Source organism: Psychrobacter sp. 1Y6, from assembly GCF_052258385.2.
In the GTDB taxonomy this organism is placed as follows: domain Bacteria; phylum Pseudomonadota; class Gammaproteobacteria; order Pseudomonadales; family Moraxellaceae; genus Psychrobacter.
In genome coordinates this window covers 1430264-1446087 of sequence record NZ_JBQQEW020000001.1, presented here as the reverse complement: position 1 = coordinate 1446087, position 15824 = coordinate 1430264, and the positions used below count along the sequence as shown (strand labels likewise).

At 42.9% G+C, this 15824-nt stretch carries 16 protein-coding genes; 8 read left to right on the top strand and 8 right to left on the bottom strand.

The features are described from left to right. Positions 1 to 4: 4 nt before the first annotated feature. The 5 genes from ACTXGF_RS19855 to rsmA form a co-directional block, all read right to left on the bottom strand. A complete protein-coding gene (locus ACTXGF_RS19855) occupies positions 5 to 922 on the bottom strand; it encodes a hypothetical protein (protein ID WP_443534269.1) in 918 nt (305 codons plus the stop codon). A gap of 236 nt (positions 923 to 1158) precedes the next feature. Then, complete coding sequence (locus ACTXGF_RS19850) at positions 1159 to 1821, bottom strand: tetratricopeptide repeat protein (protein ID WP_443534267.1); 663 nt, start codon at positions 1819 to 1821, stop codon at positions 1159 to 1161. A gap of 187 nt (positions 1822 to 2008) precedes the next feature. Further along, positions 2009 to 2488 (bottom strand): hypothetical protein, encoded by a 480-nt coding sequence (locus ACTXGF_RS19845; RefSeq protein WP_443534266.1) that lies wholly within the window; start codon positions 2486 to 2488, stop codon positions 2009 to 2011. Positions 2489 to 2662: 174 nt separating this feature from the next. Further along, the gene (locus ACTXGF_RS19840) at positions 2663 to 3499 is read right to left on the bottom strand and encodes a symmetrical bis(5'-nucleosyl)-tetraphosphatase (protein WP_443534264.1); all 837 of its coding nucleotides are present in this window, start codon (positions 3497 to 3499) and stop codon (positions 2663 to 2665) included. A gap of 141 nt (positions 3500 to 3640) precedes the next feature. Beyond that, complete coding sequence (rsmA, locus tag ACTXGF_RS19835) at positions 3641 to 4504, bottom strand: 16S rRNA (adenine(1518)-N(6)/adenine(1519)-N(6))-dimethyltransferase RsmA (RefSeq protein WP_201567912.1); 864 nt, start codon at positions 4502 to 4504, stop codon at positions 3641 to 3643. A 516-nt stretch (positions 4505 to 5020) separates the two neighbouring features. On the opposite strand from rsmA, the gene ACTXGF_RS19830 reads away from it, so the two are divergent. After that, a complete protein-coding gene (locus ACTXGF_RS19830; protein ID WP_443534262.1) occupies positions 5021 to 5800 on the top strand; it encodes a transglutaminase-like domain-containing protein in 780 nt (259 codons plus the stop codon). A gap of 160 nt (positions 5801 to 5960) precedes the next feature. On the opposite strand, the gene pdxA is transcribed toward ACTXGF_RS19830, so the two are convergent. Beyond that, positions 5961 to 7061, bottom strand: a complete 1101-nt coding sequence (gene pdxA, locus ACTXGF_RS19825; RefSeq protein ID WP_443534260.1) for a 4-hydroxythreonine-4-phosphate dehydrogenase PdxA — start codon at positions 7059 to 7061, stop codon at positions 5961 to 5963. 298 nt (positions 7062 to 7359) lie between these two features. Between pdxA and dnaB the strand changes: the two genes are divergently transcribed. From dnaB to argF, 3 genes are all read left to right on the top strand, one after another. Beyond that, positions 7360 to 8763, top strand: coding sequence for a replicative DNA helicase (gene dnaB / locus ACTXGF_RS19820; protein WP_057760393.1), 1404 nt, complete (start codon positions 7360 to 7362; stop codon positions 8761 to 8763). Positions 8764 to 8958: 195 nt separating this feature from the next. After that, positions 8959 to 10065 (top strand): alanine racemase, encoded by a 1107-nt coding sequence (alr, locus tag ACTXGF_RS19815; RefSeq protein WP_443534258.1) that lies wholly within the window; start codon positions 8959 to 8961, stop codon positions 10063 to 10065. A gap of 217 nt (positions 10066 to 10282) precedes the next feature. After that, a complete protein-coding gene (argF, locus tag ACTXGF_RS19810) occupies positions 10283 to 11206 on the top strand; it encodes an ornithine carbamoyltransferase (protein WP_057760398.1) in 924 nt (307 codons plus the stop codon). 108 nt (positions 11207 to 11314) lie between these two features. Here argF and rpiA read toward each other — a convergent pair whose 3' ends face one another. Further along, the gene (gene rpiA / locus ACTXGF_RS19805; RefSeq protein ID WP_057760400.1) at positions 11315 to 11974 is read right to left on the bottom strand and encodes a ribose-5-phosphate isomerase RpiA; all 660 of its coding nucleotides are present in this window, start codon (positions 11972 to 11974) and stop codon (positions 11315 to 11317) included. Positions 11975 to 12280: 306 nt separating this feature from the next. Between rpiA and ilvA the strand changes: the two genes are divergently transcribed. Next, complete coding sequence (gene ilvA, locus ACTXGF_RS19800) at positions 12281 to 13834, top strand: threonine ammonia-lyase, biosynthetic (RefSeq protein ID WP_443534256.1); 1554 nt, start codon at positions 12281 to 12283, stop codon at positions 13832 to 13834. 187 nt (positions 13835 to 14021) lie between these two features. Here ilvA and ACTXGF_RS19795 read toward each other — a convergent pair whose 3' ends face one another. After that, positions 14022 to 14243 carry a hypothetical protein gene (locus ACTXGF_RS19795; protein ID WP_443534353.1) on the bottom strand — a complete coding sequence of 74 codons (222 nt, stop codon included), beginning with the start codon at positions 14241 to 14243 and terminating at the stop codon, positions 14022 to 14024. Between ACTXGF_RS19795 and ACTXGF_RS19790 the strand changes: the two genes are divergently transcribed. The 3 genes from ACTXGF_RS19790 (at position 14221) to ACTXGF_RS19780 (ending at position 15549) form a co-directional block, all read left to right on the top strand. Further along, a complete protein-coding gene (locus tag ACTXGF_RS19790) occupies positions 14221 to 14325 on the top strand; it encodes an excalibur calcium-binding domain-containing protein (protein ID WP_201579448.1) in 105 nt (34 codons plus the stop codon). The genes ACTXGF_RS19795 and ACTXGF_RS19790 overlap by 23 nt on opposite strands. 98 nt (positions 14326 to 14423) lie before the next feature. Continuing rightward, a complete protein-coding gene (gene hslR, locus ACTXGF_RS19785; RefSeq protein ID WP_443534254.1) occupies positions 14424 to 14852 on the top strand; it encodes an Hsp15 family ribosome-associated heat shock protein in 429 nt (142 codons plus the stop codon). 199 nt (positions 14853 to 15051) lie between these two features. Then, positions 15052 to 15549 (top strand): low molecular weight protein-tyrosine-phosphatase, encoded by a 498-nt coding sequence (locus ACTXGF_RS19780; protein WP_443534253.1) that lies wholly within the window; start codon positions 15052 to 15054, stop codon positions 15547 to 15549. Positions 15550 to 15824 lie beyond the last annotated feature (275 nt).

The window sequence follows — 15824 nt, the reverse complement described above, 5'->3', positions numbered from 1 at the left end:
ACAATTAATAATTCAGTATTACAATATTGGTATCGGGCATGTGGTATTTGAGTCGATTTATTTGCTTCGCTGAGGTCATCTTATCTAAACGAACCTCTTTTAATTTTCCAAATACTTGTTTATTAAAAAAGTAATCGAAATCCTCTAAACCATCTAGTCCATTAAGAGACATGCTTTCAATATGTTCAAAGCTGTTATTTTTGACCCATATATTGAATAAGTCTTGTATGAAGCTTTTATCTATATCTAATCGTATAGACTTGCCAAATATAAATCTCTTATAATTACTCAATATTCTATACACGTCAGGCACAGATATAGGACTTTCCATATAAGATTTTGTGATTAAGGTATTGCCTGCGACTTCAAAATAGCTAATTCTGTTCAACGGTTCAGTGTATCTTATGCCAACCTTTTCATCATTGTTTTCTCCGCAAACAGAACTATAATAATTGAAATTTATTTCAGTTGAATGTACATCGTAAGAGTGCATCACTCCATTATCGCAATAATTTAATAAAAATTCTTTTGGTTCATACGAAAGAGTATTCCAGTCAATTCGATTTTCGGATATGCCGTCTTCGTGAGTATATAACTCTAGGTTGCACCTACCTTCTACAAAGGTATAAGACATACCTTGATACAGCTTATTCTTATAGAGTTGTGGTATTCCACGAGAACCATATATATCATCAATCTCGTTACAGAACTCTGTAGAATCTATTTGGATAGGCGAAGATAGTCCTCTCTGACAGGGTGATACATAAGGCCTGATAATCTCTCCATTTTTGACCTCATAAGCTTCAAGTTGATGGTCAGGTTTATCAAAGAAGATAATGCCTGTGTATAGCTTATCGCGCTGATACCATTTACCGTTACTTTTATTTAACAATGCTGATTTCAATCGTTGCATATTACTCATGTTAATCTTCTCTGAAAGAGGAGTCATTAATCGTGCTAGTAGAAACGGTAATGCTAGAAGGATTCATTTTAAAATATACCTACACCGAACCAATCAGGTTCCTTCACTGGTTCGGTTCCCTAGTGAGGACTTGAACACTAGGCTGTAGACGAAGGATATCAATAGTTTTATTTATTTAGATCATAGTAGTGTACTTCACAGTGTACATAACATTAATTTTTTGAGGTTAAACTGACTTAATTTTGATTTAGTTTCCTATAGTTATTACAGCTTTCTTGTTGCCCATTTTCACAAGCCTTACCAAACCAGTTCTTTGCTTGAACATTATCTTGATTAACACCTACACCATCGCGATACATCGCACCAAGATTGTTTTGAGCAGGAGCATATCCCTGATTAGCAGCTTTTGTATACCACTTAAGAGCTTGTGAAAGGTCTCGGTCTACGCCATTGCCTTGGGTATACATTAAGCCAAGGTTATACTCCGCTTCAGGAAAGCCTTGATTGGCTGCTTTCGTATACCATTTAATTGCTTCAGCATAGTTTTGAGGGACTCCTTCGCCTTCACGATACATTACACCAAGATTATACTGCGCCTCAGGGAAACCTTGATTAGCCGATTTTATATACCACTGCGCAGCTTTGGCATAGTCTTGATGAACGCCCTCTCCTATATCATACATCCAACCCAAATCGAATTGTGCTTCTGCATCGCCTTGTTCGGCTAATCCCTGTACGTCTTCAGCTTTAGTTTCTGTCTCTATTTCCTCAATAACTATTTGCCCCTCAGAAGCTTCGTTTTTGGCTTCACTTTGCATTTTTTGACAGCTCGTAAGCGTAAGAGGTAATAAGGCAGTAGAAAAAAGAAGGGCAACTAATTTAGTTTTTTTGAAAATCATATATTTGATTCACTGGTAGAAAAAGCGTTGAATAAGTAGATTATCTTAAAGTTTCAAAAGAGCGACTCTCTAAGCAAAAAATATTGATTAATTTTTTTAATGTATTTTTATTTACTATAACGTTTGTCATGAGAGTATGTTCGGTGCGCTATACAGGCATCGAACTGCTTTGGAAAATTATTTTATTCTAACATCCTTTATATCTAGGAGTTTTCCACAACTCAGGCATATGAGGGAAATTTACAAACTCTTCATCTATTCTCTCAATATATGTTAATCCATCTATAGCAACATAGTCTTCATCGAACAAATAGCTCCATAAATTAAGTAGAAATTTATTATATGCAACATACCAATCGTCCACTTCTTCAATTCCTGGAAGATATATATCAATAGGTACGGTTTCGTTTGAATGAATGATTTTTCTTAAGCTTGTTTTATATAATTTATACCCTTGATTTGTCTCCTTATCTATTTTGTACAATAGTCTATTCAACCATTTCAATAACTGTTCTTGATCCTTAAAATCTGCATCATAATAATCTTCGTACTCTTCTTTCAAGTGATGCTCTAATGAATCATCTGTTAGGGCAAAGAGCAAATTCGCTACATGATACGGTGAGTACTCTAAAACAATAGTCTCTTTATTATTTTTAAATGAAATCATTTTTAATAGATCCTTTGTTTGTAGTGGTCAACTAATTTAGGGTATATCCCAGCGGAACCAGTTATTTCACCCTTCAAACCTATTAACAGACTACTTAAAACAGACTGATATAATGGAGCCACTTATAACAGACTGTTTATTTAGCCTTTTATATTGAGACGCTTATAACTCTCTTTATGGACTCGGGCACTGTGCGCTTGAGGTTATTACCTTGCCGTCACCCAATCTATAAGCCAATAGATAATTACCCCACACGCAGCCACCGTCGAGTGCGCGCGCATGTGGCAAATCAATCTCTCCTTTTAGCGCAGCCCAATGACCGAATAGTATCTTACGAGTGCGCGGTACTTGCCACTCAAACCAAGGCAAAAAATCGGTTGGCATAGCTTCATCTAAGCCTGCTGAAAAGCTAAACTCAAGCGACCCATCCTGCTTACACAAGCGCATACGCGTAAAGTAATTAGCAATCGCCCGCACCTTAGTAAATCCTTCGATACCTGCATGCCATTCATCCGCTTCTTTGCTATATAGATTCGGCAGCAATTGATCGAGCTGCGCTAAATTACTTTGCAGCTGAGCTTCTAATTGCTGCGCGTATCCTACGGCGGCTTCAATACTCCAATGCGGTGGAATACCCGCATGTACTAGCACCGTATACTCATCAGGATAGGCTAATATCGGCTGCCTGCGTAACCATTCGAGCAACTCATTACAGTCATCCGCAGCAAAAATAGGTGCGGTTTTGTCTTTATTTTTAAGCTTGGCAGCACCGCGCCAGACTGCTATCAAATTAAGATCATGATTGCCCAATACCGTTGCCGCAGCGCCTTGCTCACACAACGCTTTGACATGACGCAGCGTGTTCAATGAGTCCTCGCCGCGTGCTACCAAATCACCAGCAAACCATAATTTGTCTTGGGCAGGATCGAAATCCAGTGTTTTTAGCAATTGTAGATACGCAGCATAGCAACCTTGTAAGTCACCGATAACATACTGATGGCGAAAACTCATAATACCTCAACGATTTGAACACAATAGTTAAAGACAGCTCGATAAGAAATAAATACCTAAGCGCTAATCACAAAAATAAAGCATAAAAAACCGCCATTATAATTGACGGTTAGTAGCATGCTTTTATGTATCAAAAATACATTATACGTCTAGCTGTTGTGAATGATTGCTTAGGTTCACAAAGTCCGTGACGCTTAATGTCTCAGGTCGTGCCTGCGGATCGATACCACAAGCTGCAAAATCGTCTTCGCTCAATGTCGGCAGCAACGTTGATTTTTTGAAGATAGCACGTAGCGTCTTGCGGCGATGGTTAAAAGTCTCACGTACGACAATCGCAAAGTGCTCTTCATCATTTGCAACTATTGGTTTGTTGATATGCGGTGTCAGACGGAAGACGGCACTAGTCACCTTGGGTGGTGGATTAAACGCACCGCGAGGAACGGTCAGCAAGTAATCTGTATCACAGTGGTATTGCATGATGACCGATAAGCGGCCATAAGTCTTGCTACCCACGTCGGCTGTGATACGCTCGACCACTTCTTTTTGCAACATAAAATGCATGTCTTGAATCACATCGGCATAGCTAAGCAGATGAAATAAGATAGGCGTTGAGATGTTATACGGTAGGTTACCCACCACGCGCAGCTTACCGCGCTCTTCACTATATAGCTCACGGTAGTCCACATGCATCGCGTTGTCTTTGATAATCTCAAAGTTTGGGTGGCTATTGGCACCAATACGAATACGCAAGCTATCTGCTAAATCGCGATCTAGCTCCACCACTGTCATCGCATCCACTTCTGCCAATAACGGCTCGGTCAATGCGCCCATACCAGGCCCAATCTCGATCAAATTGTCATCGCGCTCTAGACGAATACTTTCGACGATTTCGCGAATGACGCTGGTATCATGCAAGAAGTTCTGGCCAAAGCGCTTACGCGGCTGATGTTTGGCAGTACGTAAGCTGTTAGAAATAGTTTGAGCATCAAATGAAGTTTTGGACATAAAAGAGTCTTAATGTATAAAGGAGAAATGGGCTATGATAATGTAATGGCAGCGATATACTGACTTTATAATAACAAATTATACCACAGCTCATAATTAGGCTGTGTTTTTGAATAATTATTATCGATAGACGAGCCATGCTTTCGAGTAACCAACCCGGTAACTTTTTACCTCTAAATCCATATAATATAAACTCTGATCATGCTAAATGGCAGCGTCAAATCAAGTGCTAGCAGACAGAAACAGGTCCAAAGATGGAGTCCTCATAACAATCGCGGCGTAAAACTAAATCGATAATTAATCGATTTTTAACACTTCTCAGGTTCATTAAAGCCCGACTGCATAACGCAATTGGTTATGTCTCACCTTTTGATTCTGAAAAGCGGTATTATGATAATTTAATCCTGTCAGGTATTGGTGTCTGACTCCAGTAAACCAGTCTCTGATATAGTCGGGAGCGGTTCAGCCCCACGCGATCGTCAGCCCGCCAGATAAATACCCTTAGGGAATTCACATATGATCCTGAAACTTAACGTCACCCTCCATTATCGACTCTCAGAGCCAATGGATCTTTTGCTTCAGATCGAAGCCGCCGATCTTGCGGATCAACGGGTACGGTCAGCCGAGATTTGGACATCAGACGTTGCGCATTTTTCACGGGTTACCGCCGATGATGGCATAGGAGAGCGGATTTGGATTCACGCTGAAGGGGATTTTAGCTGCACTTATCTCGCAGAAATCGCCGTTGACCGTCCTGCCTTAGACATATCGGCATTGTCCCAAACGCCCCTGCATCTTTTGCCCGGAGAGACAATCAGGCATTTAATGCCGTCTCACTATTGCCCTTCAGAACAGTTCCATGCCTTCGTGGACACCGAGTTTGGCGATCTCACTGGCGGCGCACGGATTGCCGCGATGCGTGACTGGATCGAGTCGGCATTTAGCTACGTACCCGGATCAAGTCATGCTCAAACCACCGCGCTTGACAGCTTTGCTCAACGTCAGGGCGTATGCCGCGACTTTGCGCATGTTCTCGTAACACTAGCGCGCGCGTCATCGATACCAGCTAGATTCGCGAGTGTTTATGCGCCCGATGTGACACCACCAGACTTTCATGCCGTGGCCGAGGTCTATCTTGAAGGGAGCTGGCACCTCATTGATCCGACTGGCATGGCAGGTGCCGACACAATGGCCCGCATCGGTGTTGGGTCCGATGCGTCCAGCGTCGCGTTCTTAACCTCGTTCGGATCCATGGAGCTGGTCAATCAATCGGTATCCGTAACCAGACAGTCTTAGGGTCTTGACCCTAGGCTTTCGAGCCTAAGATCAGGACAGATACTGTTCCTCATGCACGATAAAAGCTTTACTAAATCGTCTTAAGTGGCTGCTTTTTAGATAGGCATTACTGATAATAAAATTATTAAGTACTATGTGAAAAATATCTATAAGCACTGACTTATACAGCAGGTACAGCGATAAGTGATTTATCAGCCATCTCATTAGCCATACTTAGTGCTTGATATAAGCTGGTCGCACTCGCACCGCCGTTTCCTGCCAAGTCTAGCGCCGTACCATGATCAACAGAAGTACGAATATAAGGCAAGCCTAAGGTTAGATTGACGGTATCACCAAAACCGTGCGATTTTAATACTGGTAAACCTTGGTCGTGATACATGGCAATGACCGCATCACAGTTTGCTAAATGTCTGGTGGTAAATAACGTATCGGCAGGCATCGCCTCTGATATATTGACACCTGCATCGATGAATTCTTGCAACACGGGATTGATAATCTCAATCTCCTCACTTCCCAAGTGCCCGCCCTCGCCTGCATGTGGATTGAGGCCGCAGACCAAGATACGAGGCTGCGTGAGACCAAACTTCTCTCGCATATCATCGATGACGATTCGTACCGTTTGGCGTACATTATCGGCAGTAATTGCAGCAGGGATATCCTTTAATGGTAAATGCGTAGTGACAAGCGCTACTTTCATCGCTTGATTGGCCAGCATCATGACGACTTTCTCACAGCCACTTTGCTGCATAAAAAATTCAGTATGACCACTAAACATGGTGCCGTCTAACAGCTTGATACCAGCATCTATCAACGCTGATTTTTGCAATGGCCCAGTGACGATGGCAGCGACTGTATTATTTATTGCCAGTTTATGAGCAATATCTAACTGCTGAGCCACCATCGCTGAGTTAGCGATATTGATTTGCCCGCAGACAACTGGTGCCGCACAAAGAATATCCAGTAGGATGAAAGCACTATCAGCGTCTATATCTTGCTGCGATATCTGCTCTACCAAGTTAACATCGAAGTTATCGGCATTTATATCTGTATTGATAGTATGCCAGCTAGGTGTGCTTTTGAGCACGCCAGCTGCAATCAATTCCTCCGCGCGAGTTTGCATGGCTTTAGCATCAGCAGTCACCCAAATTGGCCGAGCAAAGTCTTGTAACTTACCCTCTGCTGCTAGTCCTAGTACTACGTCCATGCCAATACCCGCAGGCTCACCTGTAGTGATTAATAGAGGTCGTTTTTCTTCTGTCATAACAATAGCCTTATGTTACTCAAATTATTGATTTTATTGTATTTATAATTCGTATTTTAAATTTTTATACTTAAACATTGTATGGTGTCTCTTACTTCGTGAAAAACAATCACTTCAGATTTAGTTCTTTATCAAGTCTAAAAAACCACATTATGTGTTAAACTTTCGCATCTGATTGTAGCATTTACAGACAAACCTGAGACCGCGTTTTGGTACTTCTATCGTAGAGGCGCGCTACGTTTGTATTGCTCTATCATCGACATCCTTTTTCATACCCATTTTAACTCATTAGGCACTCATGGCAGAAAACGACAAAACCGACGACTTACTCAATCAGACACCGCCGCACAATATTGATATTGAAAAGGCATTGCTCGCGTCTTTGATGAGTATCGAAGAGGCGTACGACAAGATTGCCGATATTGTCACCAAAGATGACTTTTATGCTGGGCGACATCAATATATTTTTGATGCCATTGCCCATTTGGCGGCAGTGAATGAGCCTTATGACACGGTCATGGTACACGACTGGTTAGAAGCGCAAAAACTACTCAAAGGTGCAGGTGGTGACAGTTATTTGGCTGATATTTTGAGCCAAAGTCCTGCGACCTTGTTTAACCTGACAGCCTACGCCCAGCGTGTGCGTGAGCTCTCAACGCTGCGTCAACTAATTACCACTGGTAATGACATGTTGACGCTTGCCTATAATCCAAAAGACCAAAGCGTTAGTGACATTCTAGACAATGTCGAGGGTAAGATATTTAGTATCAATGAGCAGCATAACAAACGTGCGGAACAGCGCGGCCCTGTCGGTATTACTTCTGTCTTGACCAATGTTATCGATAAGATTCAAGAACTCAAATCAAACCCCGATGGCATGATTGGTTTGCAGACACCATTTGCCGAGCTAAATAACAAAACCCAAGGCCTACAAGCCGGTGATTTGATTATTGTCGCTGCGCGTCCTTCGATGGGTAAAACCACTTTTGCGATGAACTTGGCAGAAGGGATTTTGTTTAATGAAGATTTGCCAGTAGTCGTGTTTTCGATGGAGATGCCTGCTGAATCTATCGTCATGCGTTTGCTATCCTCATGGGGCGCGATTAACCAGACGCATCTGCGTTCTGGGCAAATGAATGAAGATGAATGGGCAAAGATGATGAACGCCATTCAACATTTGCAATCAAAGCATTTGTATATTGATGATAGTACCGCCCTACCGCCGTCTGAGATGCGTTCTCGCTGCCGCCGTATTGCCAAAAACCATGACGGTCGCTTGGGTGCTATCGTAGTCGATTATCTTCAGCTGATGAAAGTACCCAGCTTAGATGGTAACCGTGTTGGCGAGATTTCTGAGATTTCTCGTAGTCTGAAGGCACTAGCACGTGAGCTTGAATGTCCAGTGATTGCGTTATCACAGCTTAACCGTAGTCTAGAGAACCGTCCAAATAAACGCCCTATCATGTCGGATCTACGTGAATCTGGTGCGATTGAGCAGGATGCCGATTTGATTATGTTCATCTATCGTGATGAGGTTTATAATGAAAACTCGGACCACAAAGGCGTGGCTGAAATCATCATTGGTAAACAACGTAACGGCCCTATCGGTACTATTCGTCTAGGCTTTGAAGGTCAATTTACCCGCTTTATTAATCTAACGCCAGAGTACTACCAAGGCGTGAGTTTTGAGAATGATGAGTAATCTATTTTATAAAATTTAACCCTAACAAAGACTAAGCCTAACAAAGACTAAGCCTTATATAGACTCAGTTTCAATTATAGGTTAATGAATAATTTTACATAACCAGTTTTTAGCACAATAGCCAGTACCGCATCAACCCAATCGATGCAGTACTGGCTTTATAACTTCATAACTCTACTCATACAGAAGGCGATTATGCGCACAATTACTATAAAACCAAAAGCCCTTACTCATAACCTAAATCAAGTCAAACAACGAGCACCCCAGTCTAAAGTATTGGCTATGGTCAAATCCAATGCTTATGGACATGGCGTGGCGGCAGTCTTGCCAGCCCTGCAGCAAGCAGATGGTATCGGTGTCGCTACGTTGACTGAAGCGCTAGAAGCCAGACAGCTAGGATGGGAGAAAACCATCGGTCTAGTAGAAGGTGCGTTTACCGCTGATGAGTGGCAACAAGCGATTGAGCATGAGATTAGCTGCGTGATTCACCACGGACCACAGCTAGAGTGGGCCCTACAAAACATCCCGCCAGCTAGCAGTGCAACTAGAGTAGCTTGGCTCAAATACAATACAGGTATGAACCGTTTGGGCTTCAATGCTGAAGGTGTGCTATCAGCAGCAAAACGCCTACATGAAGCGGGTTATCAGCTGATTCTAGCCACGCATTTTGCCAATGCTGATGACCACGACCACCCATTAAATGCGATGCAGATTGAGCGCTTCTCAAGCGTACTAGCGACTTTGAAAGATACCATTAGCCCAGATATCCAAGGCTCATTATGCAACTCTGCTGGTATCGTCAACTTTCCAGAACATCATTATGATTGGGTACGTCCAGGCATTATCTTATACGGTAGCTCTCCTGTCGTTGATAAAAGCGCACAAGAATTAGACTTGCAGCCTGCAATGGAGTTTACTGCTCAAATCATTGCTCTACAAACTGTTAACGCAAATGACGCAATAGGCTATGGTAGCCGCTGGCGTGCGCAGCAAGATACCAGAACCGCTTTGGTCAGCGTTGGATATGGCGATGGCTACCCACGTGTGGTCACTGACGATGCGTATGTCACTGTTATGGATGCTAACGACAATCAAAGCTACCGTTGCCCTGTGATTGGGCGCGTAGCTATGGATATGATTGTTATTGATATCAGTAGCGCACCTGAGAGTCTTGCTATAGATAGCAAGGTCATGCTCTGGGGCAATTCGCCGCGTGTTGATGAAGTTGCAGGTCATGCTGGGACGATTAGCTATGAGCTATTATGTCGCCTAAGCATACGTCCAAACCGTACACAGGCATAATCATTAGCGGCACAGTCATTAGCATATAAGGTATCGTGGCTTGCTAATGTGATTTCGATCTATTTGGCAAGCCATTTGATCTCGATAAAAATGAACGTTTACATTGAAAGTAAATACGCTATACTAAAAGTTTGTTGTCAACCCAGTATACGCACTGACGCGATGCTATTGAAGACTGATGACGTTTCACTGACTGCGATCGACTGCTAGGATTACTATGAGTTTGCGCCATTTTTTAACCTTATCTGATTTAACCAAACAAGAACTAGAAAACTTAATCAAACGCGCAAGCGAATTGCGTAAGATGCAACACGCAGGCGAGATATACCAGCCTTTTGTTGGTCGTACGCTTGGCATGATATTTGAAAAATCTTCAACGCGTACCCGTATCTCATTTGAGACGGGCATGGGTCAATTTGGTGGTAACGCCATATTTTTATCACCAAACGATACACAGCTCGGTCGCGGCGAGCCACTAGAAGACTCAGCACGCGTGATTTCTAGCATGGTTGATATCATCATGATTCGTACCTTCGGGCACGAAAAAGTTGAAACCTTTGCTGAATACTCAAGCGTACCGATTATCAATGCGTTGACCGATGACTATCATCCATGCCAGTTGCTCGCTGATATGCAAACCTATTACGAGCATCGCGGTAGTATCGAAAATAAAATCGTCACTTGGGTCGGTGATGGCAACAATATGTGTTCATCATTTATGCAAGCGGCCAATCAGTTTGGTTTTGAATTACGTGTGGCAGCACCTTATGGGTTTGAGCCTGATCCGAAACTTATGGAACGCTTCTCACACTGTGTCAGTCTGGTAGAAAACGTACAGGACGCGGCAAAAGATTCTAACTTAATTGTCACCGATGTGTGGGCAAGTATGGGTCAAGAATCAGAGCAAAACACGCGTGCACGTCGCTTTGCGCCTTATCAAGTGACGCCGTCTCTATTAGACAAGGCTGATCCTGAAGTGGTGTTTATGCATTGCTTGCCAGCTCACCGCGGCGAGGAAATCTCTCATGACATGCTTAATGACCCACGCTCTGTCGTATGGGACGAAGCGGAAAACCGTTTACATGCCCAAAAAGCATTGATGGAGTTTTTACTCAAAGACAAAATAAAGCTGCCTGCATAACCTACTTTATAAAAAGAGAGTGGTATAACGTATTAACAAGCTCACAAATAAAAAAGCCGTCCAGATCTGGGCGGCTTTTTTTATTTATACAAATGATTTAGAGATAGTTTAACGCGTGAGCGTTGTCACACCATTAGCACCTGCTTTTAGCAGAACGTCTGCTTGGTTTGCTGCAAAGATACCATTACAGACCACACCTACGATATTATTTAGCTCTTTTTCGAGCGCGATTGGATTACTCACATCCAAATCATAAGTATCTAGAATGACATTACCATAATCAGTGACAAAGTCTTCACGATATACTGGCTCACCGCCCAATTTGGCCAATTGGCGAGCCACATACGAGCGTGCTTGTGGTAATACTTCAATCGGTACTGGAAACGCGCGACCTAATATATCAACGCTTTTACTATCATCGACCATACAGACGAACTTGTTTGAAGCGGCTGCCACAATCTTTTCGCGAGTCAATGCACCGCCGCCGCCTTTAATAAGTTGCAAGTGTTCATTGACTTCATCAGCACCATCGATATAAACATCCAATGTACCGGCAAAGTTTAAATCGACTATTTCGATACCAAGCGCACGAAGTTTGTCTTCTGTCACCTGTGAGCTAGCGACAGCGCCAGCAAGCTTCAATTGTGGCAACAACTCAATCAAACAGTTGACCGTACTACCTGTTCCTACCCCAAGTATCATATCGTCTTCGATATAGCTTAGAGCAGCTTTGGCCGCGGCTTGCTTTTGTGCTTGCTGATCACTCATCATAAATCCTTGGAAAATAAACGTATGGTCTTAAAAAAAGTAAAAGGCTAAAACAGATAAAATGCGCGGCTATTATAACCGATGATATTAACGGATGTTAGCGCATCATGACGCTAATTTGTGAGTCCTATCGTGCCTAGCTAAGGCTTAACTTCGGCAAATACCTGCACTTTATGTAAATTCAAGCACGAAATCCCAAGAAAACTGCAATTGAGTCTTGCAAGATACTAAAAATCGGCATAGGCTAATCTATTTCGTTTTTATATTCATCTACACTTTTTATATTCACTCTGTTTAGGGATTACTATGCTGTCACACTGGGTACGAGCCATCTTACAAGCCACCGTCTATGACGTTGCTATTCAAACACCACTTGAAACGGCGCCCAAGCTGACCCAACGTTTTGCCAATGACATTCGATTTAAGCGTGAAGACTTACAACCGGTCAAATCATTTAAATTGCGCGGTGCCTATAACCGCATTAGTCAGTTGAGCAACGAGCAAAAAGCGCGCGGCGTCATCTGTGCGTCAGCAGGTAATCATGCGCAAGGCGTGGCTTACTCTGCGCGCAAATTATCATTAAACAACATCATCGTCATGCCAACCACGACTCCTGACATCAAAGTGGATGCGGTAAGAGCACTTGGTGGCAATGTAGATCTGCACGGTGATAGTTTTGATCAAGCAAACCGTTATGCGATTGACCGCGCTGAACGTGAAGGCCTTACTTTTATTCCGCCTTATGACGATGAGCTAGTCATCGCAGGACAAGGTACCATCGGTCTTGAGCTGACCCAACAGTGGCGCAACATGGACTATGTATTCGTTGCCGTGGGTGGTGGTGGCCTAATCTCTGGTGTGGCCGCATTCTTAGGCGAAGTTGCACCACATGTAAAAGTGATTGCGGTAGAAGCCGAGCAGTCAGCTTGTCTAAAAGCAGCGCTTGAAACAGGTGAGCGTGTCAAGCTCGAGCAAGTAGGATTGTTCGTAGATGGCGTGGCAGTCGCACAGATTGGTGAATTACCTTTTGACGTCGTCCGTACGCAAAAAAGCGATAACTCAGGCCCTATCGTTGAGCCTGAAGTGATCACTTGTACCAATGATGAGGTGTGTGCCGCTGTCAAAGACATCTTTGAAGAAAACCGCAGTATCGTTGAGCCTGCTGGTGCGTTATCAGTCGCTGGTATGAAAAAATATATCGAAGCCAATAATATTCAAGACAAAAATTGCGTCGGTATCATTTGCGGTGCCAATATGAATTTCGACCGCTTGCGTTATATCGCTGAGCGTACCGAAATTGGTGAGAAAAAAGAAGCCATCTTTGGGGTCACTATCCCTGAACAAACAGGCGCTTTCTTGAACTTCTGTCGCAGTCTACACGGCCGTAACATCACAGAGTTTAACTATCGTGCTGATAGCAAAAAGTCACCAGACTCAATGGAGCCTGCTTCAATCTTCGTCGGCATTGCTTTAAAAGAAGGCGAAAAAGAGCGTCAAACCATCAGTAACCAATTGTCAGACGATGGCTACACTGCTCACGACCTGACTGACGATGATATCGCCAAATCACATATCCGTCACTTGATTGGTGGTCATGCTCATGTCGAAAACGAGCAATTGCTACAAGTGGTATTCCCAGAACGTCCAGGCGCATTGCTAACGTTCTTAGAAAAGTTGGGTGATGACTTCAATATTACTTTATTCCATTACCGCAACCATGGTGCTGCTGAAGGTCGTGTACTGGTTGGCCTGCAAGCCTCTGAAGGCAATTCTCGTCAGTTACAAGACGCACTTTTAGATATTGGTTATGACTGTGCCACGGTCAATGAAAATATTGGCTATCAGTTGTTTTTGAGATAGTAAAAATAGACGAATATTTCTTATTTAATGGCAGTTTTTAAGTCGATTAAAAACTGCCATTTTCATATTAATAATGATTATGAGCTGGCAGGTATGGCACAGTGATAAACAAAGTATTAGTGATATTGACCTGTCTGATTTTCGTGCTTATAGGTTATAGGGTCCTTCAACCTAAAAATACAGTACATCAGCCTGCAACCAATGCAGCAGCAGATATCGTAACACAACCTACTCTTACCTCTAATGACGTTGATAATATTGATGACATACCACCAACATACGTTGATTTGGGTACCACTTCAACATCAGCGCCAACTGCCACTCCAGTCTTATCAACACAACCAGCCCCAAGCTTTTCATGTGACGGCAGAACACATTGCTCACAAATGACATCCTGTGCAGAAGCCACTTATTTCACAAACTACTGTCCTAATACCAAAATGGATGGTAACCACGATGGTGTACCTTGTGAACAACAATGGTGCAACTAACCCACAGTCATCAAATCTATTTGCAAATATTAAAGTTGCCCTAATATTGTTTATATAAAACTGTGATTTAATATAAAAACGAATGCAGAGTGATTCTTATGAAGAAAAATGCTAATGCTGATGATAACAACAAAGGTTTGGTGAAAATCCGTCTCGATAAATGGCTATGGGCAGCTAGGTTTTATCGTACACGCACCCTAGCCAAACAAGCGATTGAAAGTGGACGCGTACATTATGCTGGTAGCCGGGTAAAAACCAGTAAAGAGATTTCAGTCGGAGATGAACTAACCATTCGCCAAGGCTCAGCGACCGCGATGACCGAAAAGACGGTCATTGTTGAGGCGCTATCTGCACAGCGTGGCAATGCGACCGCCGCTGAGGTACTATATTCAGAGACTAAAGAGAGCGAAACCCGCCGTGCTTACTATGCCGAACAGCGCAAACTGGCCAACCTTGCTCGTCCTGATAACAAACCCAACAAAAAAGAGCGACGCGATCTACAACGTTTTAAAAGTAATCAAGATTAAAACCATCTTACCTTTTGGCCATGCATCATATGGCCAAAGCTTCATTGTTAAATGACGCTATTGTTTAGTCTCTATCCTTGCCATTCCAAGCATTAAGCGTTACGCTAGCAGCTGATTCAATCGATTGCATGCTAATAAAAGCCGCATTAACAATGCCGGTCTCTTATAGCATGTTTTTTTTGTTATAGAAGGTCATATTATGCTGATGAAAGCTTGTACTCCCTCGTCTGTATTATTGGTATGTTTGGGAAATATCTGCCGCTCCCCTACTGCTGAAGAAGTTTTTCGTCAGCAAGCAGCGATTGCTGGACTATCCATAAAAGTAGACTCAGCAGGCACTAGTGATTGGCACGTTGGCAGTGCGCCTGACGCTCGCTCACAACGTCATGCTAAGTCACACGGCTATAAAATTAATAAGCTAGTCGCTCGTCAAGTCAGTGCCAATGACTTTCGTGATTTTGATTTAATATTAGCCATGGATTCACAGAATCTAGCTGATCTACAAGCTCTCAAAGACAGCATTGCAGAGTCAGAAGATAACTTAGCAACACTAGCACTATTCAGTGAAGAGGACCCTACCTATTGCGGCAGTGATGTGCCAGATCCATATAAAGGCGATAACGATGATTTCGAAGAAGTGATCGAGCGTATCGAATCAAGCGCCCAAGCTTGGATAGAAAGTTGGAAAGCCTGCTAGCCATACCGTCTATATTTCTGCTACTCTTGCATCCGGTATCCTCTATAATATGGTTAATCTTCTATAAAAGAGCTACAGCGTTGACCTCGCTTGAAGTATCACAGTTACGTCTGCACTCAGTTGCCTCGTATCTCTTTTAAATTGAATCAACTATAGCTACCTTATCATTTATTATCCTTTTGCCACATAGGCTATGTTATGACCCAAGCTGCACGCCTTGACCACAGTACTCAGTCTACCATCAGCTCTGATGTTTCGAATGATTCAGCGACTGC

Bases quoted from the DNA above. Each gene is read 5' to 3' on its own strand.
- ACTXGF_RS19855 (WP_443534269.1), bottom strand. From the start codon at position 922: ATGAGTAATATGCAACGATTGAAATCAGCATTGTTAAATAAAAGTAAC.
- ACTXGF_RS19850 (WP_443534267.1), bottom strand. From the start codon at position 1,821: ATGATTTTCAAAAAAACTAAATTAGTTGCCCTTCTTTTTTCTACTGCC.
- ACTXGF_RS19845 (WP_443534266.1), bottom strand. From the start codon at position 2,488: ATGATTTCATTTAAAAATAATAAAGAGACTATTGTTTTAGAGTACTCA.
- ACTXGF_RS19840 (WP_443534264.1), bottom strand. From the start codon at position 3,499: ATGAGTTTTCGCCATCAGTATGTTATCGGTGACTTACAAGGTTGCTAT.
- rsmA (WP_201567912.1), bottom strand. From the start codon at position 4,504: ATGTCCAAAACTTCATTTGATGCTCAAACTATTTCTAACAGCTTACGT.
- ACTXGF_RS19830 (WP_443534262.1), top strand. From the start codon at position 5,021: ATGATCCTGAAACTTAACGTCACCCTCCATTATCGACTCTCAGAGCCA.
- pdxA (WP_443534260.1), bottom strand. From the start codon at position 7,061: ATGACAGAAGAAAAACGACCTCTATTAATCACTACAGGTGAGCCTGCG.
- dnaB (WP_057760393.1), top strand. From the start codon at position 7,360: ATGGCAGAAAACGACAAAACCGACGACTTACTCAATCAGACACCGCCG.
- alr (WP_443534258.1), top strand. From the start codon at position 8,959: ATGCGCACAATTACTATAAAACCAAAAGCCCTTACTCATAACCTAAAT.
- argF (WP_057760398.1), top strand. From the start codon at position 10,283: ATGAGTTTGCGCCATTTTTTAACCTTATCTGATTTAACCAAACAAGAA.
- rpiA (WP_057760400.1), bottom strand. From the start codon at position 11,974: ATGAGTGATCAGCAAGCACAAAAGCAAGCCGCGGCCAAAGCTGCTCTA.
- ilvA (WP_443534256.1), top strand. From the start codon at position 12,281: ATGCTGTCACACTGGGTACGAGCCATCTTACAAGCCACCGTCTATGAC.
- ACTXGF_RS19790 (WP_201579448.1), top strand. From the start codon at position 14,221: ATGACATCCTGTGCAGAAGCCACTTATTTCACAAACTACTGTCCTAAT.
- hslR (WP_443534254.1), top strand. From the start codon at position 14,424: ATGAAGAAAAATGCTAATGCTGATGATAACAACAAAGGTTTGGTGAAA.
- ACTXGF_RS19780 (WP_443534253.1), top strand. From the start codon at position 15,052: ATGCTGATGAAAGCTTGTACTCCCTCGTCTGTATTATTGGTATGTTTG.